19 protein-coding genes are annotated in these 19,307 nt (G+C 64.7%); 15 read left to right on the top strand and 4 right to left on the bottom strand.

Features of this window, described 5'->3' with window-relative positions; translation table 11 throughout:
* The first annotated feature begins 1 nt into the window (after nt 1).
* On the top strand, nt 2-898 hold the full coding sequence (locus tag ACVIYL_RS08790; protein ID WP_456778292.1) for a LysR family transcriptional regulator: 897 nt from the start codon (nt 2-4) through the stop codon (nt 896-898).
* A gap of 60 nt (nt 899-958) precedes the next feature.
* Here ACVIYL_RS08790 and ACVIYL_RS08785 read toward each other — a convergent pair whose 3' ends face one another.
* A complete protein-coding gene (locus tag ACVIYL_RS08785; protein WP_253625216.1) occupies nt 959-2,224 on the bottom strand; it encodes an MFS transporter in 1,266 nt (421 codons plus the stop codon).
* 451 nt (nt 2,225-2,675) lie between these two features.
* Between ACVIYL_RS08785 and ACVIYL_RS08780 the strand changes: the two genes are divergently transcribed.
* From ACVIYL_RS08780 to ACVIYL_RS08735, 10 genes are all read left to right on the top strand, one after another.
* Nucleotides 2,676-5,459 (top strand): autotransporter family protein, encoded by a 2,784-nt coding sequence (locus ACVIYL_RS08780; RefSeq protein ID WP_456778291.1) that lies wholly within the window; start codon nt 2,676-2,678, stop codon nt 5,457-5,459.
* A gap of 232 nt (nt 5,460-5,691) precedes the next feature.
* Nucleotides 5,692-6,306 carry a ribonuclease D gene (locus ACVIYL_RS08775; RefSeq protein WP_092081105.1) on the top strand — a complete coding sequence of 205 codons (615 nt, stop codon included), beginning with the start codon at nt 5,692-5,694 and terminating at the stop codon, nt 6,304-6,306.
* A gap of 154 nt (nt 6,307-6,460) precedes the next feature.
* On the top strand, nt 6,461-7,186 hold the full coding sequence (gene lptC / locus ACVIYL_RS08770) for an LPS export ABC transporter periplasmic protein LptC (RefSeq protein ID WP_456778290.1): 726 nt from the start codon (nt 6,461-6,463) through the stop codon (nt 7,184-7,186).
* 5 nt (nt 7,187-7,191) lie between these two features.
* Complete coding sequence (locus ACVIYL_RS08765; protein ID WP_456778289.1) at nt 7,192-7,917, top strand: LptA/OstA family protein; 726 nt, start codon at nt 7,192-7,194, stop codon at nt 7,915-7,917.
* A gap of 341 nt (nt 7,918-8,258) precedes the next feature.
* Nucleotides 8,259-9,236: an LPS export ABC transporter ATP-binding protein gene (gene lptB / locus ACVIYL_RS08760; protein ID WP_456778288.1), complete on the top strand. Its 978-nt coding sequence runs from the start codon at nt 8,259-8,261 to the stop codon at nt 9,234-9,236.
* Between the two features lie 90 nt (nt 9,237-9,326).
* Nucleotides 9,327-10,982, top strand: a complete 1,656-nt coding sequence (gene rpoN, locus ACVIYL_RS08755; RefSeq protein ID WP_456778287.1) for an RNA polymerase factor sigma-54 — start codon at nt 9,327-9,329, stop codon at nt 10,980-10,982.
* 185 nt (nt 10,983-11,167) lie between these two features.
* Complete coding sequence (hpf, locus tag ACVIYL_RS08750) at nt 11,168-11,767, top strand: ribosome hibernation-promoting factor, HPF/YfiA family (RefSeq protein ID WP_028337939.1); 600 nt, start codon at nt 11,168-11,170, stop codon at nt 11,765-11,767.
* Between the two features lie 231 nt (nt 11,768-11,998).
* Nucleotides 11,999-12,460, top strand: a complete 462-nt coding sequence (gene ptsN / locus ACVIYL_RS08745) for a PTS IIA-like nitrogen regulatory protein PtsN (protein ID WP_016843543.1) — start codon at nt 11,999-12,001, stop codon at nt 12,458-12,460.
* Between the two features lie 55 nt (nt 12,461-12,515).
* Nucleotides 12,516-12,812: a nucleotidyltransferase family protein gene (locus tag ACVIYL_RS08740; protein ID WP_057020394.1), complete on the top strand. Its 297-nt coding sequence runs from the start codon at nt 12,516-12,518 to the stop codon at nt 12,810-12,812.
* Nucleotides 12,813-13,157 (top strand): HepT-like ribonuclease domain-containing protein, encoded by a 345-nt coding sequence (locus tag ACVIYL_RS08735; protein ID WP_456778286.1) that lies wholly within the window; start codon nt 12,813-12,815, stop codon nt 13,155-13,157. It abuts the gene before it with no gap.
* Between the two features lie 109 nt (nt 13,158-13,266).
* Here the strand turns inward: ACVIYL_RS08735 and ACVIYL_RS08730 are convergent, their stop codons facing one another.
* Nucleotides 13,267-13,872: a TetR/AcrR family transcriptional regulator gene (locus ACVIYL_RS08730; RefSeq protein ID WP_026192040.1), complete on the bottom strand. Its 606-nt coding sequence runs from the start codon at nt 13,870-13,872 to the stop codon at nt 13,267-13,269.
* A gap of 365 nt (nt 13,873-14,237) precedes the next feature.
* Between ACVIYL_RS08730 and ACVIYL_RS08725 the strand changes: the two genes are divergently transcribed.
* From ACVIYL_RS08725 to ACVIYL_RS08710, 4 genes are all read left to right on the top strand, one after another.
* Nucleotides 14,238-15,041 carry an SDR family NAD(P)-dependent oxidoreductase gene (locus tag ACVIYL_RS08725; protein ID WP_456778285.1) on the top strand — a complete coding sequence of 268 codons (804 nt, stop codon included), beginning with the start codon at nt 14,238-14,240 and terminating at the stop codon, nt 15,039-15,041.
* Between the two features lie 36 nt (nt 15,042-15,077).
* The gene (locus tag ACVIYL_RS08720) at nt 15,078-16,208 is read left to right on the top strand and encodes a DUF5938 domain-containing protein (RefSeq protein WP_456778284.1); all 1,131 of its coding nucleotides are present in this window, start codon (nt 15,078-15,080) and stop codon (nt 16,206-16,208) included.
* 124 nt (nt 16,209-16,332) lie between these two features.
* The gene (locus ACVIYL_RS08715) at nt 16,333-17,865 is read left to right on the top strand and encodes an AMP-binding protein (protein WP_310880910.1); all 1,533 of its coding nucleotides are present in this window, start codon (nt 16,333-16,335) and stop codon (nt 17,863-17,865) included.
* A gap of 106 nt (nt 17,866-17,971) precedes the next feature.
* A complete protein-coding gene (locus ACVIYL_RS08710; protein ID WP_456778283.1) occupies nt 17,972-18,319 on the top strand; it encodes a DUF6665 family protein in 348 nt (115 codons plus the stop codon).
* A 72-nt stretch (nt 18,320-18,391) separates the two neighbouring features.
* Here ACVIYL_RS08710 and ACVIYL_RS08705 read toward each other — a convergent pair whose 3' ends face one another.
* Nucleotides 18,392-18,661, bottom strand: coding sequence for a BQ00720 family protein (locus ACVIYL_RS08705; protein ID WP_016843536.1), 270 nt, complete (start codon nt 18,659-18,661; stop codon nt 18,392-18,394).
* A gap of 50 nt (nt 18,662-18,711) precedes the next feature.
* Nucleotides 18,712-19,137, bottom strand: coding sequence for an Hsp20 family protein (locus ACVIYL_RS08700; protein ID WP_021082592.1), 426 nt, complete (start codon nt 19,135-19,137; stop codon nt 18,712-18,714).
* Between the last annotated feature and the right edge of the window lie 170 nt (nt 19,138-19,307).

Raw genomic sequence — 19,307 nt, 5'->3', positions numbered from 1 at the left:
CATGGATCGGATCGATGCGCTGCAAACCTTCATTCGCGTGATGGAGGCCGGCAGCTTCAGCCAGGCCGCGAGCGATCTGGGCCTCGGACAGCCGGCCATCAGCAAGCGCGTGGCGCTGTTGGAGGCGGAGTTCGGCTGCCGGCTGTTCGTCCGCACCACGCGCAAGGTTCGTCCGACGCCGGAGGCCGATCGCGTGCTCAAGCTCGCCAAGGATATCGTCGCGCTGTTGGAAAGTGCCAGCACGCCGGCACAGAGCCGGGTTTGCAGTCCGTCGGGGACCTTGCGGATCACTGTGCCGACCTCGTTCGGTCGCTATTTTTTCCGCGGCATTTTCGCAGAGTATCTTCGCCGCTATCCCGACGTGCGGCTCGATGCGAGCTTCACCGAGCAGTTCGTAGACCTGGTGGAGACCGGGACGGAGCTGGCAATTCGGATCGGAATGCTGAACTCCAGCTCGCTGGTGGCGCGGCGCGTCGGCACCATCAAGCGCCTCCTGGTGGCGGCCCCTTCACTGCTCGCACGGCATCAAGCCCCGCTCCTCCCCGACCATCTGCGCCGTACGCCGAGCGTAACGTATTCACGCTTGTCGCCGCGGAATCAGTGGACGTTCGAAGCCGAGACCGGCCGCCATGTGGTCGAGATCGCGCCGTCGATGACCTGCGACGACGCCGACGTGATGACGCTCGCGACGGTTGAGGGGCTCGGCGTCGCGGTGCTGCCAAGCTGGTGCGCCGTCGAACACATCGCCGCAGGCCGGCTTATTCATCTGCTGCCGGATTATGCGGTACCATCGCTACCGATGCATCTCGTCTATCCCGACCCGCATTGGATGTCGCACCGCGCGAGACTATTCCGCGATCTGATCATTGAGCGTGCCGACATGTTTGCGATTGGCTGAACACGTCGGCCGATATTGGGAATTTGAGAACGCTGGCGATCGCCGTCGCAGCCCTTGCCGTCACACGATCCGTCGGCCCGCGCGTCGCGCGATCGGCCGCTGCACGAAATACATCGCGATCATCGAAATGATGGTCGTTGCGACGACGATGTAGCCCAGCCGGTCGAAATGCAGCAGCGAACCGTCGGGATTTTCCGCGATGATCGCCGCCGCAAAGACCGAGCCCAGCCCGCCCGACAGCTGCTGCACCGAGGCCGAGATCGCGCTGAACGATCCGCGCTGGCTGGCGTCGGGAATCGCCGACATCAGGGCCTGGGACGGGATCATGCGCGAGAAGATGCCGATGAACATCAGCACATTGACCAGGATCGCGGTCAGCAGCGAGACGTGGCCAAGGTTGGTGTAGATCAGCACCATGATGACGGACACCACGCAGCCGAACACGAAGGTCGGATATTTGCCGAACGCATCGCTGGCGCGGCCGACCAGCGGCCCGATGATGATGCTGAACAGGCCCGAGACGAGATAAATCGTCGGCAGGTGGACGATGTCGATGCCGAGATTATGCACCGTGAAGGCGCTGCCGAACGGCATCAGCATGAAGCCGCCGGTCGCGAGCAGCGTGGTCACCAGGAAAGCCAGCGTGTAGCGCGGCTGCCCCACGGTTGCGATCAGATGGCGGAACGGATTGCTGTCGTGCTGCAATTTGAGATGGGCATCGACCGGGTGCATCGCGATCGCAATCGCCGCGATCGCGGCAATCGACAGGCCGACGATGGCCACGAAGCAGATGTGCCAGTTCCAGTGATTGGCCAGGAACAGGCCGGCCGGGACGCCGAGCACCTGGCTCGCGGCGAACGCCGTCTGCAGGATGCCCATGGCGCGGCCGCGCTGTTGCAGCGGGAACAGGTCGGTGACGATGGCAAGCACGACGGAGCCGATCACCCCGCCGAACACGCCGGTGACGATGCGGCCGAGCAGCAGCACGTGAAAATTCTGCGCCAGCGCGCAGAGCACGGTGCCGAGCATGAAGCCGACATAGAAGAACAGCAGCAGCCGCTTGCGGTCGAAGCGATCGGCAAAGCCGGCGGCGAGGACGCCGGAAATCCCGGCCGCGAACGCGTAGGCCGAGACCGCGACGCCGAATTGCCCGGCCGTGATGTTCAGCGACGGCATCAGGATGGCGCCGAGGGGCGACATGATGATGAAGTCGAGGATCAGCGTGAATTGCGTGAAGGCAAGCAGCGCGATCAGGAACGATTGGTACCGCGAGAAGCCGCGCTCCTGCTGGTCGTCGATCGGCGCGGCGATGGTCTGGTCGGACATAAGGCTCATTTCATTGGGAAGGCGGGTTCGGGCTGGCAACAGATAGGGTCGGCGCGGCCCGATTTCATGGGGCGCGCGGGCAACAGTTCCCTCGAAATTGAACGCGTCGGCAATGACTTGGCCCCCGACTTGGCCGCGTGCCCACGTCGAACTTGGCGAGAAAATGGGGACAGCGGCGCAACCGAGACGCCATGGCGATTTTGTTTCCGGTTGTGTCGGTCGATAACCGCAACGGGTGAATGCTGTACTTCACAACCTTGAAAGCGTACGCACGTCAAGGATGTGAATCATGCGGACGCATCTCATGGTTCCGTCTGTGGCGACCGCGCAACAGGTCGCTGCAAATCGTTTCAAGTTTGAATGGAGCGATCGGATGAGCTGAGAGCGGGGCGGGGGTAGCAGATGGCGCGAGGCCGGGGGCTCGGTTTCGCGCCGACGTTGGAGTAAGGGCATGGTTTCCTCGCGGCTCGCGGCGATCCTGTCGTGCACGGCTCTAAGTGGCGGTTGCCTGTTGTCCACATCGCCGGCGTTTGCCGCCTGCGACAGTCTCGCGCCGGCGAGCGGGCAGACGGTAACCTGCTCGACCGCAGCGCCGAATCCCTCGCCGGCCGGCGTGCAGGCCGCTGCCGGCAGCTCGAACGTCACCGTGAACGTGCTGCAGGGCGCCGGCATCACGCCCGGCGCCGGAGCGACCGCGATCGGGCTTGTCTCCGGCAGTGCCGCCACCAATAACGGCACGCTGACCATCAGCGGCGGTGGCACCGGCATCTTCGGCAGCGGCGACGGCAACGTCTTCACCAACGGCGCGTCGGGCGTGATCACGACCTCGGGCGCCGGCAGCAATGCGATCGCCGCCAGCAGCAACGGCAACACGCTGATCAATAACGGTGCGATCACGACGCAGAACGGCACCTCGCGCGGCCTTGCCATCACCGGTCTCACGCAGCACAACAACAACACGCTGATCAATACCGGGACGATCACCACCCAGGGCCCGCAATCGCACGGCCTTTATGTGCAGACCGGCGACAGCAACACCTTCACCAATAGCGGCACCATCACCACGGCCGGCGCAGGCGCCCGTGCGATCTTCTCCGCCGGCCAGTTTGCGACCATCACCAATACCGGCACGCTGCTCACGACCGGTGGGGACGCGGGCGGCACCGCCAACAACACCGTGTTCATGCAGGGCAATGCGGGCGTGTTGCGCAACAGCGGCACGATCGAGGCGCGCGGCGTCAATGCCGACGGCGTGTTCTCCAACACCGCCGGATCGTCGTTCACCGCCCGCATCGAGAACCTCGCCGGCGGCAAGATCATCAGCCAGGCGGGACCCGCGATCCGCACGCTCAACGGCGCCACCACCATCGTCAATGCCGGCCTGATCGCCGGCAACAGCGGTACGGCGCTCGCGGGCGGCGGCGGTGCGGTGAATTTGATCCTGCAAACCGGATCGCAGATCGTCGGGCTTGCCGATGGCGGCGGCGGCAACAACCAGGTGCGGCTGCAAGGCAGCGGCACGGCCAACAATGCGTTCGCGCGATTCCAGACGTTGACGACGGAGGGCAATGACTGGACCTGGGCCGGCACCGGCACCTTCGCCAACACCTTCGTCAACAGCGGCTCGCTGACGCTGCAGACGTCGCTGACCGGCAATGTGTCGATCGCGGCCGGCACCAGCCTGCTGGCGGGCAACGGCGCCAATCCGTCGATCACGCCGTTTCCGGGCGGCCCGCCGATCACCGTCACCAATGCCGGCGTCATCAACCTGACCAATGGCGGCGCTACCGCGGCGAACAGCCTGACCATTGCCGGCAACTATGTCGGCAATGGCGGCGGGCTCTATCTGCGCACCGTGCTCGGCGGCGATGGCTCGCCGTCGGATCGGCTCGTCATCTCCGGCGGCAATGCGTCGGGCTCGACCGCGGTGACCGTCACCAATGCCGGCGGCGCGGGCGCATTGACCACCGCCGACGGCATCATGGTGGTGCAGGCCGTCAACGGCGGCACCACAGCTGCGGGCGCATTCGGCCTCTCCAACGCCGTCGTCGCGGGCGCGCACGAATATCTCTTGTTCCGCGGCGGCGTCTCCGCCAGCAGCGCCGACAACTGGTATCTGCGCTCGACATTGTTGCCCGGCACGGCGTCGCCTGCGCCGCCGGCTGCGCCCGCACCGGCGCCGCCCTCATCGCCCAACGTGGTGCCGCCGCCTCCGGGGCTGCCTGCGGAGGATCTGTCGTCGCTGACGCCGCCGCCGGCGGGCGCCGCGCCGGTCCAGCTCTATCGTGAAGAGGTGTCGGTCTATTCGGCGCTGCCGCAGGTGGCGCAAAAGCTCGGGCTGGCGACGCTCGGCACCTTCCATCAGCGCCAGGGCGATCAGGCCTTGCTGACCAGCGGCGGCGAACAGCCGGCGGCGTGGGCGCGTGCCTACGGCTCGCACAGCTCGCAGAGCTGGGCCGGCACGGTCAGCCCCGCCTTCGACGGCACCATGGCCGGCGTGCAGGTCGGCGTCGACATCCTGCGCTTCCAGTCCGCGCCCGAGCATCATGATCGCGCCGGCTTCTTCTATGCGTATGGCTGGGCCAGCGGCAACATCAGCGGCTTCGCGCTCGGCCTGAACGACGTCCGCACCGGCACGCTCTCGATCGACAGCCAGAACATCGGCGGCTACTGGACCCATGTCGGCCCGTCGGGCTGGTATGTCGACGCCGTGCTGATGGGCAGTTTCTACGGCGCAAGCCCGCAGTCGGATCGTCAGGTCGGCGCACGGGTGTCGGGCACCGGCGTCGCTGCATCGCTGGAAGCCGGCGCGCCGATCCCGCTGAACAGTTTTCTCGCGATCGAGCCGCAGGTGCAGCTGATATGGCTGCGCCAGTCGTTCGACAGCTTCAACGACATGTTTTCGAGCGTCGCGCTCGGCAGTGCCGATACGCTGACCGGGCGGCTCGGCGTGCGCATTCCCTCAACCTTCGTCGTCGGCACGGCCGAACTGCGTCCCTATCTCGAGGCCAATCTCTGGCACACGGCCGCGAATGACCGCAGCATCGCGTTCGCGACGACGGACCTGATCGGCGTGCAAAGCCGCGGCACCGCTGTCGAGATCGGTGCCGGCATCTCCGCGCAGCTCAATCGCACGATCAGCGCCTATGCGAGCGCCGGCTACACGACCTCGGTGGACAGCCTCCATCGCGAGGACATCACTGGCCGCTTCGGCCTCCGTGTCAGCTGGCAATGACGGCGCGCCCTCGTGGGGGCGCGCGGCGGGGACAGCAACCCATTGTCTCCGCTGCACAATGGCGGTACACCCTGAACTATCTGTGCCGGAACAATTAAGGATTCCCGCTGCTCGTGTCCGGCCCTGACGGGCCCCGATACCAATGCGCGATCCGAAGACTGGCGCATGCTCGCCTGTTGGCGGATTGGACGGTAGTTTATTCCGACAGCGATTCGACGAGGTTTTTGACAGCATGACCATCCGCCTGCATCGCGGCGACCTGCCCGATCTGTCCCGCTACACCGACTCGGTGGCGATCGACACCGAGACCATGGGGCTGCATCCGCACCGTGACCGGCTCTGCGTGGTGCAGATGTCGAACGGCGACGGCACCGCCGACGTGATCCAGATTCCGAAGGGCCACGCCGATTCGCCGAACCTGAAGGCGCTGCTCGCCAATCCCAAGATCACCAAGATCTTCCATTTCGCACGGTTCGACGTCGCGGTGCTCTACAACACGTTCGGCGTGATGCCGACGCCGGTCTATTGCACCAAGATCGCCTCGCGGCTGTCGCGCACCTACACCGATCGCCACGGCCTGAAGGATCTGGTGCGCGAGGTGCTGAACGTCGAATTGTCGAAGCAGCAGCAGTCGAGCGACTGGGGCGCGCAAAGCCTCAGCGAGGCCCAGCTCGCCTACGCCGCCTCCGACGTGCTGCATCTGCATGCGCTGCGCGAAAAGTTGAATGTCATGCTCGCGCGCGAGGGACGGACCGATCTCGCCCAGGCCTGCTTCGATTTCCTTCCCGCCCGCGCCCGGCTCGATCTCGACGGCTGGGAGGCCGAGGACATTTTCGCCCATTCATGATGAGCGCCGAATTCGTCGCAGCCGGGGCAGTTCCGCCCCGTTTCGGCCAAACTGTTCACGCGTGGTCCGGTGCGGGGGCGCGAGGTGAGGTCCGGGCTGCATATTTGGGCGGCTCCGGCTAGAATAGGGGCAGTTTCGCGCCTCTGGAGCTCAGGTGAATTCGGTTCAGAATCCAGCCTATGTCACGGGCCTCGAGGCGCGCTTTGCCGCCGCCGCGCGGCACAGCCGCATGGTGCGGATCCTGCGCGTCGCGGTTCCCGCGATGGTCGGGCTGGCGATGGCCGTGATCATCTACATCGCGCTCTTCAATCCGTTCCACGACCTGATCCCCAAGCTGCCGCTCGAGATGGATAACCTCGTCGTGTCCGGCACCAAGATCACGATGGAAGCGCCGCATATCGCCGGCTTCTCCAACGACGGACGGCCCTACGAAATGTGGGCCAAGGCGGCGATCCAGGATGTCACCGATCCCGACCATGTCGAGCTGAAGACGATCCGTGCCAAGGTGGCGCAACAGGATCAGTCGACGGTGACGATGAATGCGCGCACCGGCTTCTTCGACAACAAGAAGCAGCTGCTCGACTTGCGCCAGGACATCTTCCTGCAGTCGTCCACCGGCTATGAGGCGAGGCTGACGCAGGCCTTCGTCGACATCAACAAGGGCAACGTGTCGTCGGACGAGCATGTCGACGTCAAGCTGCTCGACGGCACGCTGACCGCCGACAGGCTCCGGATCTACAACAGCGGCGAGCTGGTGCGGTTCGAAGGCAATGTCGTGATGAATCTCGACAAGCTTGGCGACAACAATGCTGCCCCGCCTGCCGAGCCCGCTCCACCGCCGCCGCCGCCGAAGCCGCGCAAATCCGCCAACACGAAATGATTTTGATGATGAGACGTTTTCCGCACGGCATGGCAATTGCGGCGTTCCTGCTCGCGCTTTTCTCCGCGAGTGCCGCGTTCGCGCAGGGCTCGATGAGCGGCGTGCCCAACGCCATGCAGGGCTTCTCGCAGAACCGCGACCAGCCGATCCAGATCGAGGCTGCTTCGCTCGAAATGCGCGACAAGAAAAAGGAGGCGACCTTCGCCGGCAATGTGAAGGTCGTGCAGGGCGACACCACCATGACGTCGAAGACGCTGGTCGTGTTCTACGAGGACAAATCGACCCAGGCGCCGGCGCCCGCCCCGGCCGGCACCAAAGGGGCAGCAGCCGCCAAGGGCGCCGCGCCGATGCAGACGGCAACCCCGGGCCCCGGCGGCGCCTCCTCGATCAAGCGGCTGGAGGCGAAGGGTAACGTCGTCGTGACCCAGAAGGACCAGGTCGTCACCGGCGAGACCGCGATCTTCGACACCAAGACCAATTTGATCACGATGCTTGGCGGCGGCGGCAGCCAGGTGGTGCTGACCCAGTGCCAGAATGTGCTGCGCGGCGACCGCCTTTTGGTCGACATGACCACCGGCGTCTCGCGCGTCGAAGCCGACAACGGCAAGGTGCAGGGCCTGTTCATCCAGTCGCCGGGCGGACAGAGCGGCAAGTGCGGCGCGCCGGCCGCCCCCGGCTCAGCCCCGGCCCCGTCGCCGATGCAGCTGCTTCCGGGCGGCAAGTCCAAGTAAGCTTCACGTAAGGTCAAGCAGAATCAATCAGTTAGATAATATTCTGCGGCCGCGTGGTTGAAGCCGGCGGGGCGAGACTGTATCTACTGCAGCGGCCCGGCCGAACAATGCGCCTCGAGGGGAATATGTTGGCCGGGACAGGGGCATCCATTCATTCAAGGCGCGGGTGGTCGCGCTTTGCCGTGTTGTTCGAGCATGATCTCCGCGCAAACGCGTCCGCTTTTGTCGCGCGGGAAGGCCGGTATTCAGATTTCCGGCTCATGCTTGCGGCGTCGCACGCGAATTGATCGATGCGCAGGCGAGGTCGCGGGATCACCGTGAAAGGCTGAAGCGAAGCGGGGATGGTGGATTTTCTCGGCATGTTCCGGCGGCGCTCTGCGAAACGCAGTACCGGATTTGCGCGCTCGCATGACGACATCACGGCGCTCGACGACCAGTTCGGCGAGATGCTGACGTCTCCGGTGAGTGATGCGCCGATGGCGCGCGCCGCGTCGGCTCCCGGCGTCGAGCTGCCGCGATCCCAGCCGGCAGCAGCGCTGGCGCGGGCGAGGCCGGCCAGGAACAGCGCTCCCGCCGCGCCGCAGCTGATCAAGCGGCCGGGTTATCTGGCTGTGCATAGCGTGGAAAAGAGTTTTGGCAGCCGCCAAGTCGTGCGCGGCGTCAGCATCTATGTGCGCCGTGGCGAAGCGGTCGGCCTGCTCGGGCCCAACGGCGCCGGCAAGACCACCGTGTTCTACATGATCACCGGGCTGATCAAGGCCGATCGCGGCGCGATCGAGCTCGATGGCCACGACGTCACCAAGCTGCCGATGTATCAGCGCGCGCGCCTTGGCATCGGCTATCTGCCGCAGGAAGCCTCGATCTTCCGCGGCCTGTCGGTCGAGCAGAACATCCGCGCGGTGCTCGAGGTGGTCGAGCCCTCGAAGAAGAAGCGTGAGCACGAGCTGGATTCGCTGCTCGACGAGTTCAACATCACGCGGCTGCGCAAGAGCCCGTCGATTGCGTTGTCCGGCGGCGAGCGCCGCCGCGTCGAGATTGCGCGCGCGCTGGCGACGCGCCCCAATTACATGCTGCTCGACGAGCCGTTCGCCGGCATCGACCCGATCGCGGTCGGCGACATCCAGGACCTCGTCCGCCATCTCACCAACCGCGGCATTGGCGTGCTCATCACCGACCACAATGTCCGCGAGACGCTCGGGCTGACCGACCGCGCCTATATCGTCTATGCCGGTGAAATCTTGACTGAGGGAAGCCCGGAGGAGATCGTTAATGATCCCGATGTACGTCGGCTTTACCTTGGCGAGGAATTCCGCCTCTAGCGCTATTTTCCAATCCGTCAAGCCGTGTACAAGGGCTTCGGACTAATATAAGCAAGAATCGAGCCAACTTTTAGGATCGTTCTTGCCTCCATGGCGCTGACCCAAAGACTAGAGTTCCGCCAGTCGCAGTCGCTGGTGATGACGCCGCAGCTGATGCAGGCGATCAAGCTGCTGCAACTGTCGAACCTGGATCTGTCGGCCTTTGTCGAGGAAGAGCTGGAGCGCAATCCGCTGCTGGAGCGGGCCGCCGACGGACCGGAGCCGCAGGTAGCCGGCGAGCCGGCCATGGAGCGGCCGGACTACGGCGATTCCGACGGTTCCAGCAGCTATGGGGACGATGGCGACGCCTCCGACATGGCCGCAGGCCCAGGCGGAGAGGCCGGCTTCGAGCCCGGCCAGGAGGAATGGCTGAACCGCGACCTCGGCAGCCGCGCCGAGATCGAGCAGACGCTCGATACCCGCCTCGACAACGTGTTTTCCGAGGAGCCGGCGGAGGCGGCGGCGCGCGCCGCACAGGATGCGCCGCCATCGGTCTACACCGAATGGGGCGGCGGCGCCTCCAGCGACGACGAGTACAATCTCGAAGCTTTCGTGGCCGCCGAGCTGACGCTTGCCGACCACCTCGCCGAACAGCTCGCGGTGGCGTTCTCGGCGCCGGCGCAGCGCATGATCGGGCAGTATCTGATCGACCTGGTCGACGACGCCGGCTACCTGCCGGCCGATCTCGGCCAGGCCGCCGAGCGGCTCGGTGCGTCGCAGCAAGCGGTCGACGAGGTCGTCGCCGTGCTGCAGAAGTTCGATCCGCCGGGCGTATGCGCGCGAAACCTGAGCGAATGCCTCGCGATCCAGCTGCGCGAGCTCGATCGCTACGATCCGGCGATGCAGGCACTGGTCGAGCATCTCGACCTGCTCGCCAAGCGCGACATCGCGGCCTTGCGAAAGCTCTGCGGCGTCGACGACGAAGACATCACCGACATGATCGCCGAGATCCGCCGGCTCGACCCGAAGCCCGGACTGAAGTTCGGCACCGCGCGAACGCAAACCATGGTGCCCGACGTCTATGTGCGTCCGGGTCCCGACGGCGGCTGGCATGTCGAGCTCAACAGCGACACTCTGCCGCGCGTTCTGGTCAACCAGACCTATTACGCTGAGCTATCGAAGACGATCCGCAAGGACGGTGACAAGTCGTACTTCACCGATTGCCTGCAGAACGCGACCTGGCTGGTCCGCGCGCTCGATCAGCGCGCCCGCACCATCCTGAAGGTCGCGACCGAAATCGTCCGCCAGCAGGATGGCTTCTTCACTTATGGCGTCGCGCATTTGCGGCCGCTCAATCTGAAGGCGGTCGCGGACGCGATCCAGATGCATGAATCGACGGTGTCGCGCGTCACCGCCAACAAATACATGGCGACCAATCGCGGCAGTTTTGAATTGAAGTATTTTTTCACCGCCTCGATCGCGTCGGCCGACGGCGGCGAGGCGCATTCGGCCGAAGCGGTGCGTCATCACATCAAGCAATTGATCGACGGCGAGGCCCCGTCGGCGATCCTGTCCGACGACACGATCGTGGAACGTTTGCGCGCCTCGGGCATTGATATCGCCCGCCGTACCGTCGCGAAGTATCGCGAGGCGATGCGGATACCATCCTCGGTGCAGCGCCGCCGTGACAAACAGAGCATGCTCGGTAATGCCCTTTCGGCTCCTGCCTCCTCGTCCGACCGGTCGCGCGATACAGCCTCCGTTTAGGTTACTTCTTGAGCGTGACCCCGTTCGGGTACGGACCGGGCCATGCGCTCGTTGCGTTCGCGCCAAATCGGGATAGTCTCAATCTTTCCAGGTCGAGCGTCGTCCAGAAAGGGAGGTAACCGGAAGCCCAGCAAGCATCATGCTCCTGCAAGAGTGATCGAGGCATCCAGCAATTGAGGCATCAAATGACCCTTCGAATCTCGGGAAAGAGCATCAGCATCGGCGAGGCGCTTCGCGCGCGCGTCAGCGAGCGCACCGACGAGGTCCTGCGAAAGTATTTTGATGGCAACTATTCGGGTCACATCACGCTGAGCAAGGATGGCTTCGGCTTCCGAACCGATTGCGCGCTGCATCTGGATTCCGGCATCACGCTGGAAGCCGAATCCAACGCCACCGACGCCTATGCCAGCGCGGACGCGGCGCTCTTGATGATCGAGAAGCGCCTGCGCCGCTACAAGAGCCGGCTCAAGGATCGCTCCGCCCGCAAGACCTATGCCGCGACTGCCGCGCTTGCCGAATTGAACGGCGTCGGGCTCGACGCGCCGAGCTACGTCATCGAGGCGCCCGAGAACGAGGACGAGGTCACCGAATACAGCCCGGTGATCATTGCCGAGGCAACCACCGCGCTGAAGCGGCTGTCGGTCAGCGAAGCCGTGATGGAGCTCGATCTGACCGGCGCCTCCTGCCTGGTGTTCCAGCATGGCGGCAGCGGTCGGTTGAACATCATTTACCGCCGTACGGACGGCAATGTCGGCTGGGTCGATCCGCCGGCAGTGAGCCCTTGAGGATAGTTGGCAGATGGCATTGACGTCCGAAGCCGGCCCTGCTTATGGTCCGCCGCCTCCAGGAACAAGGGAGGCGGAACAGGGTTCGCAGGTGTTGGCACCGCCGATACGTTGGAGTAGAAGCCCTGCCAACCGGACCCGGGCTAAGCCCGCATCCCACCTCATCTTCTTGACGCCGCCGCTGTAAAGCCTATTTCGCAACCTGACGGTCATTCACCTCGGAACGTCCCAATGCCGATTACCGATTTGGTCGCACCCGAGGCGATTCTCCCGGCTTTGAAAGTCATCAGCAAGAAGCAGGCGCTGCAGGAACTCGCCGCGCGTGCCTCCGCTCTGACCGGGCAGAATGAGCGCGCCATCTTCGAGGTGCTGCTGCAGCGCGAGAAGCTCGGCACCACGGCGGTCGGCTATGGCGTCGCCATTCCGCACGGCAAGCTGCCCAAGCTGGAGAAGCTGTTCGGCTTCTTCGCCCGCCTCGAGCGCCCGATCGATTTCGAGGCGATGGACGGCCAGCCGGTCGACCTGATCTTCCTGCTGCTCGCACCGGAAGGCGCCGGCGCCGACCATCTCAAGGCGCTGGCGCGGATCGCCCGCCTGCTGCGCGACCAGGACGTCGCCAAGAAGCTGCGTGCCTCACGCGACGCCCAGGCGATCTACTCGGTGCTCGCACTGCCGCCGGCGAGCGCGGCGTAAGGCCGCCTGCCGTACGATTTTGCGGGCGCTTGGCGGCCCGTGGTATAGTTCGTTCATGACGCGAACCGAAGCCCTCAGGAAGCTCCGTGACCAGGCCGATGCCATCAAGGCACTCGGGGCGACTTCGCTGTATCTATTTGGTTCGACTGCGCGCGACGAGGCTCGTGCAGGGAGTGATATTGATCTTTTCGTGGACTACGATCCTCGCAGCCGGTTCAATGCTCTCGACCTGGTCGCGACCAAGCGACTGCTCGAAGAGAGTCTCGGCGTCGAAGTCGATCTCACCACACGCAAAGGACTTCATCCACTGATTCGAGAGCGGATCGAGGCGGAGGCAACGCGGGTTTTCTGAATGATCGTGCGCTCCCCCTTGCTTCGTATCCACGACATGCTCGAAAGCATCCGTGGCATCGAAAAGGCGTTGGCAGGAAAATCCATCCGCGACTACGAGCGCTCGTGGCTGCTGCGCTCCGCAATTGAACGCGGAATCGAAGTCATTTCGGAAGCGAGCCGCCACCTCGGCAGCGAGTTAAAGGCTCAGCACGAGAATGTCCGCTGGAAAGACATCGCAGGCATAGGCAACATCTTGCGGCATGATTACCAGCGCGTTGACGCCACGATCATCTGGAAAGCGGTCAAGGATGATCTACCACCGCTGAAGGCCGCGCTGTTGGCGCTCAACGCTTCATTGGAGTAGTCCGTAGCCCGGATGGAGCGAAGCGCAATCCGGGGCTGCTCTAACTGCGGATAGTTCAGTCCCGGATTACGCTGCGCTCCATCCGGGCTACGGAGCGTTCGCAAGTCTCTCAGCAGATCGTCGGCAGCAGACGGCGGACTTCGTCGAGCAGATCGGGGATAGCCTTCTCGTCATTGGCGAGATGCCGGAGCAGCGCGCTCTGGAACAGGCCGTCGAACAGCGCGTACAGCGCCGCCGGTGACGATGCCGGCCGCTTGTTGCCGAGCTCGGCGTAGCGCGTGGCGATGCGCCAGATCATCGCTTCCAGACTCTTGTCGATCTCGAGCACGTCCTTGCGGAACGCCGGCTCGAACATCGCCTGCGAGCGCAGATCGTACCAGAGCCGATGCATGCGCGCTTCGTTTTCGAGCGTGGCCGCGAGCTTGGCGAGAAAACCTTCGGTCAATTCGTCGCGGCTGCGTGCTGTCGTCACCACCTCGTCATAGCGCGTCACGCATTTCGCCTTGTAGTGGCGGACGCAGCAGCAGATCAAATCGAGCTTGTCGCTGAAGTAGTAGTGAAACACGCCGTGCGTGAATGCGGAGTTTTGCGCGATCTCGCGCAGGCTGGTGCGCGCGAAGCCGAGCTCGCCAAGCGTCTCCAGCGCGGCCTCCGCGAGCTCGACGCGCCGCGCGTTGAACTTCTCGTCGCGCAGCGCCTCGGCCGCTACAGCCACCCGTTGGGCCGCTCCTGTCGCTTGCCGCGCCATTCCGTGCCTTCCCTCTGCTTCTTCCCTCGAGCAACTATACCGCGGCGACCGCGGCGCGCTCCATCTCTTCACAATCATCCTCTTTGACAGTTGTCAAATTCAGACTTGACAAGTGTCAAGTTCCTGGACGAGGGTTGGCGAAATAATTTGGACAACCGTCAAGACGGCTGACCAATCGACGAACCAGGAGGAAATGCACCGCCGAGGCGCGCCAACGCTGCGCCCTGCCGACGCCGGCCGCGATCACCATTGCGCTCCAAATGCGCAGGCCCCGGCCCGCGCTGCCTCTGTCAGCACCACCATCAATCGGCAAGCAAAGGGAGGACTACGTCATGAGTGGGAAGAGCCTTGAAGGCAGGAAAGCCCTGGTCACCGGCGGCGCCCGGGGGATTGGCGCGGCGATCGCGCAGGCATTGGCGCGGTCCGGCGCCGCGGTGATGATCGGTGACATTCTGGATGACGCCGGCAAGGCCAGCGCCGCCGAGATCGCCAAGGCCGGGGTCAAGACCGGCTTCGTCAAGCTCGACGTCACCGACGATGGGCAATGGGAGCGGGCCGCCGCAGCGACGGTCGAAACTCTCGGCGGCTTCGACATCCTGATCAACAATGCCGGCATCGAGATCACCTCGCTGGTCGCCGACATCAAGGCCGAGGACGCGCGCCGCATGTGCGACGTCAACATCGTCGGCACCGTGCTCGGCATGAAGCACGCCTTCCGCGCGATGCGGCCGGGCGGCGACGCGGGCAACGGCGGCGCGGTCGTCAATATCGCTTCGGTCGCGGCGACGATCGCCTTCCCGAGCATCGCGGTCTATTCCGGCACCAAATCCGCGATCGACCGCATGACGCGGGTCGGCGCGATGGAAGCCGGCAAGCTCGGCTATGGCGTGCGCGTCAACTGCATCTATCCAGGCCTGATCCCGACTGACATGGGCCTGCAGCTCGCCAACGACATCGTGAAGATCGGTCTCGCGCCCGACGTCAACGCCGCCGTCGGTTCGGTGGTGGAGCAGACGCCGCTCGGCAAGCTCGCGGAGGTCTCCGACATCGCCGACGCCGCCGTGTTCCTGTGCTCGAACGATGCGCGATTCATCACCGGCATCGGCCTGCCGGTCGATGGCGGCATGGGCATGTAGCAACAAAGCCGACAACAAGCATTTCGGAGGATCGCAATGAGCGAGAAGAAGCCCGTCATCGTCTATGGCGCTTCCGGCTACACCGGCCGGCTGGTCTGCGAATATCTGCGCGAGTACAACATCCCCTTCATCGCCGCCGGCCGCAGCGCCGAGAAGCTCAACGCCGCGATGAAGTCGAACGTGGCCGGCATCGAGACCGCCGACTACGAGGTGGTGTCGGTGCCGCACACCGTGGCCGCGCTGACCGAATTGTTCAAGGGCGCCTCCGTGGTGCTCAACACCGTGGGCCCCTTCGCCAAGTTCGGCGGCGAGGTGGTACAGGCCTGCCTGGCTGCCAAGTGCCACTATACGGATACGACCGGCGAGCAGGACTGGCTGATCACGCTCGAACATGAGTTTGGCACGAGGTTCGCCAATGCCGGCCTGCTGCTGGCGCCGGGCATCGCGCAGATGTACACCACCGGCGAGATCGCCGCGCAGCTGTGCCTGGAAACGCCCGGCCTCGACACGCTCGATATCGCCGTGTTCTGGGGCGGCAGCCCGACCATCGCCTCGACGCAGACCATCCTGGTCAACGCCGCGATGGCCAAGGCCTACTATCTGGAGCAGAACAAGTACGTCGAGCATCAGCCCGATGCCGGCCTCTACAACCTCGCCATCCCCGGCCAGCACGAGCTGGCGCTGGCGCTGCCGTGGGGCGGCACCTCGCACCCGGTGTGGTTCAAGCAAGATCCGCGCGTGGCCAACGTCAAGGTGCTGGGCGGCGTGTTCAATCGCGCGCTGATGCTGGGCGTGCCGCAGATCGTCGCCGCCGCGCTGGAGGCGACCAAGGACATGAAGCCCGACGACCGCTACGCCGCGCTGGCGCAGACCGCTGCTGGCGTGATGAACACCATGCCGCCGCGCGAGAACCCACGCGTCAACAAGTCGCTGGATTCGGTGTATGCCTCCGGCCCGCTGGGGCGCGCGCACTGCGTCATCTACGGCAACAGCAACTACAAGCAGACCGGCATGTTGCAGGCCTATGCTGCCGCGCATCTGCTGCAGCAGCCGCCCAAGCGCGTAGGCTTCGCCTCCGGCTGTCAGGCGTTCGGCCATCGCGAGCTGCTCGGGCAGTTGCGCAGTTTCGGCCTGGTCGGCAAGCCGGTCCTGACCGTGCATGATTGAGCTTGAGTCCCGATCGGATCGGGGCTCGACACTCCCTTCCCTGAAGCGTTTTCGTTTTGCTCGAAAACGCACCTTCCGCGGGTGACGCAGTAGCGCGTCACCCGCCTCTTGCGCGAGACCGGCCATGCGCTTCATCGATTATCTCGATAAGGGTGCCTCGCTCGGCGCTGACGCGCCATGCCTCACGATGGACGGCCGCGATCTCAGCTATGGCGAGGTGCAGCGGCTGAGCTATCGCATCGCGCGCGGGCTCGACCGGTCGGGCATCGCTCCCGGCGAGAAGGTCGCGATCCTGTCCGGCAACGATCCGCTCGCCTTCGCCTGCGTGTTCGGCATCTCGCGCGCGGCTGCCGTGTGGTGTCCGATCAATCCGCGCAACGAGGCGCCTGAGAACAAGTTCATCCTCGATCAGTTCGATTGCAGCCTGCTGCTGTTTCATTCGAGCTTTGCGCCGATGGTCGAAGTTGTCCGGCAGGACCTGCCCAAGCTGCGCGCGCTGGTCTGTCTCGACGCCGAGCTGCCGTTCGCGCCGTCGTTCGACCGCTGGCTCGACGGGCTCGCCGACGATGTCCATCAGCGCGCCACGATCGACGATCTCGCGATGATCCCGGGCACCGGCGGCACCACCGGCAAGCCGAAGGGCGTGATGCTGTCGGGACGCAACATCGAGGCGATGACCGCGCTGACCCTGATGGGCTATCCGTTCAAGGGCCGTCCGATTTATCTCGCGCTGGCGCCGCTGACGCATGCCGCCGGCGTGCTCTGTTTCCCGATCATGACGCTGGGCGGCCGCGTCGTGATCATGCACCACCCTGACATCGGCGAGTTCCTGGCGCTGATCGAGCGCTACCGCGTCACCCACACCTTCCTGCCGCCGACCGTGATCTACATGCTGCTCGATCATCCCGGGCTCGATGCGGCCGATCGCAGCTCGCTGCAATGTTTCTGGTACGGCGCGGCACCGATCTCGGCGACGCGGCTCGCCGAAGCCCTGCGGCGGATCGGTCCGATGGCGCAGCTGTTCGGCCAGACCGAGGCGCCGATGATGATCTCGATGATGCCGCCCGCCGATCACTACAATCCGGACGGCACCATCGCGATGGAGCGACTCTCGTCGGCCGGGCGGATCGGCCCGCTGGTGCAGGCCGGCATCATGGATGGCGACGGCAAGCTGTTGCCGGCGGGATCGCGCGGCGAGATCGTGGTGCGCGGTTCGCTTGTCATGGAAGGCTACTACAGGAACCCTGAGGCCACGCGCGAGGCTTCGGCGCATGGCTGGCACCACACCGGCGATATCGGCTACATCGACGGCGACGGCTATCTCTATATCGTCGATCGCGCCAAGGACATGATCATCACCGGCGGCTTCAACGTGTATTCGATCGAGGTCGAGAACGCGTTGCGCACCCACGAGGCGGTGCAGGATTGCGCCGTCATCGGATTGCCCGACGACAAATGGGGCGAGCGGATCGTCGCCGTGGTGCAGCCGCGCGCCGGTCACACCGTCGATGCGTCCGCGCTGGCCGCCTTCGTCAAGCAGCAGATCGGCAGCATCAAGACGCCGAAGCAGATCGAGGTCTGGGACGATCTTCCGCGTTCCAAGGTCGGCAAGGTGCTGAAGCCGGACATCCGCAAGCGGCTCGAGCCGCGGTTCTGATCCGCTTCGCGCGAAAGTGCCTTGTCCTGAACATGTATTGACAACCAGCCGATGACGCCGGAAGACGGACGCGCGCAACATTGCGCGTGCGAACCAGGGATGACTGATGTCCCGCGATTTTCGCCTTGATCGCGTTCCCGTCGACGTTCTCGCTTACGAGCTCGCCGAAGAGAGGGCGAGTGCGCTCGGGCGCATGGGTCGCGCGCTGGAACAGGCGCTCGCCAAATTGCGCGAGTTCGATGCCGCCCATCCGCGCGATGAAGCGCCTGCGTCCACACAGCAGGCACGGCGCCTCCTGGTGCGGGAGGCCGGCCATGCGCTCTGGATGTTCGTGGTGCAGCGGGAGGCGTGCGGGCTGCGCAACAACCGCATGCTGATGCGCGACTACAACGTGCCGGGCGAGGTGCAGCTCAGCATGGGCCCGCTGCTCGCCACGTCGACCACATCGCCATAAAAAATGCGCGGGCCGCCTCGGTGTCGAGGCATGCCCGCGCATTGAATTCACGGATGCTAGTTCAACCTTGCGTTAGTGGACGCTGACGGCCTGCAGCTCGTTGCTCCACGCATTCGCGACCGCGGCTTCGCGGCTGTCGGTCAGCATGATCGGCGTGCCGTCGGCGGCGTGCAGTGCGAACAGTTTAAGGCCCGGCGCGATCTTCGGCGCTTGCGGAAAGAGATCCGGCACGTCCTCGGAGCGGACCTGCTTCACGTAGGCGATATGACCTTCGCCCAGATGGGCCAGCGCTTCCGGCGTGACGCTCTCGGATTCGATGGTGGTGGTACTCAGTTCACTCATGGTCTCGACTCCTCAGTCAGATAAGCGGTCGAGTCCGCTCGTTGTTTCTATTATTCGTGCTCATTGATAGCGATTGTCTTAATGACCCGTTCAGGTTCCGGCCTGGCCAGATCAATCGACAACAACCCGTTCTTCAGATCCGCGCCCAGCACCTGCATCCCCTCCGCCAGCACGAAGGTGCGCTGGAAGTGGCGCGCGGCGATGCCGCGATGGATGTATTGCCGAGCCTTGTCGTCCTGCTGGCGGCCGCGGATGACGAGCTGATTTTCCTCAATAGTTACATCGAGTTGGTCGCGGGTGAAGCCCGCCACCGCCAACGTGATGCGCAGCCGTTCAGGCTGTCCGTTGGTACGGTCGCACCGCTCGATGTTATACGGAGGATAGCCGTCGGCGCCCTTCACGACGCGGTCGAGCGCACGCTCAATCTCGTCGAATCCCAGAAGGAACGGACTGGACAACGATGGAACACGAGACATTACAAAGTCCTCTCGAAGCGACTTTGAGGGGCCCTTGCGGCGCCCCATGCAACCGGCGGGCCGTCTGGCCTCCGGTCAGTGAGGGATATGGGGGCGATCTGGATAGCGTTCAAGCAGCCCCGAAACCAGCCTAAACGCCCGCAACATGGGGGTAAATTCTTCCCGATCGG

Source organism: Bradyrhizobium sp. USDA 3315, from assembly GCF_054056795.1.
This window is presented reverse-complemented; position numbering and strand designations above follow the sequence as displayed.

Coding starts and splice junctions, on each gene's coding strand:
- ACVIYL_RS08790 (WP_456778292.1), top strand. CDS start 2: ATGGATCGGATCGATGCGCTGCAAACCTTCATTCGCGTGATGGAGGCC.
- ACVIYL_RS08785 (WP_253625216.1), bottom strand. CDS start 2,224: ATGTCCGACCAGACCATCGCCGCGCCGATCGACGACCAGCAGGAGCGC.
- ACVIYL_RS08780 (WP_456778291.1), top strand. CDS start 2,676: ATGGTTTCCTCGCGGCTCGCGGCGATCCTGTCGTGCACGGCTCTAAGT.
- ACVIYL_RS08775 (WP_092081105.1), top strand. CDS start 5,692: ATGACCATCCGCCTGCATCGCGGCGACCTGCCCGATCTGTCCCGCTAC.
- ACVIYL_RS08765 (WP_456778289.1), top strand. CDS start 7,192: ATGATGAGACGTTTTCCGCACGGCATGGCAATTGCGGCGTTCCTGCTC.
- lptB (WP_456778288.1), top strand. CDS start 8,259: ATGGTGGATTTTCTCGGCATGTTCCGGCGGCGCTCTGCGAAACGCAGT.
- rpoN (WP_456778287.1), top strand. CDS start 9,327: ATGGCGCTGACCCAAAGACTAGAGTTCCGCCAGTCGCAGTCGCTGGTG.
- hpf (WP_028337939.1), top strand. CDS start 11,168: ATGACCCTTCGAATCTCGGGAAAGAGCATCAGCATCGGCGAGGCGCTT.
- ptsN (WP_016843543.1), top strand. CDS start 11,999: ATGCCGATTACCGATTTGGTCGCACCCGAGGCGATTCTCCCGGCTTTG.
- ACVIYL_RS08740 (WP_057020394.1), top strand. CDS start 12,516: ATGACGCGAACCGAAGCCCTCAGGAAGCTCCGTGACCAGGCCGATGCC.
- ACVIYL_RS08735 (WP_456778286.1), top strand. CDS start 12,813: ATGATCGTGCGCTCCCCCTTGCTTCGTATCCACGACATGCTCGAAAGC.
- ACVIYL_RS08725 (WP_456778285.1), top strand. CDS start 14,238: ATGAGTGGGAAGAGCCTTGAAGGCAGGAAAGCCCTGGTCACCGGCGGC.
- ACVIYL_RS08720 (WP_456778284.1), top strand. CDS start 15,078: ATGAGCGAGAAGAAGCCCGTCATCGTCTATGGCGCTTCCGGCTACACC.
- ACVIYL_RS08715 (WP_310880910.1), top strand. CDS start 16,333: ATGCGCTTCATCGATTATCTCGATAAGGGTGCCTCGCTCGGCGCTGAC.
- ACVIYL_RS08710 (WP_456778283.1), top strand. CDS start 17,972: ATGTCCCGCGATTTTCGCCTTGATCGCGTTCCCGTCGACGTTCTCGCT.
- ACVIYL_RS08705 (WP_016843536.1), bottom strand. CDS start 18,661: ATGAGTGAACTGAGTACCACCACCATCGAATCCGAGAGCGTCACGCCG.
- ACVIYL_RS08700 (WP_021082592.1), bottom strand. CDS start 19,137: ATGTCTCGTGTTCCATCGTTGTCCAGTCCGTTCCTTCTGGGATTCGAC.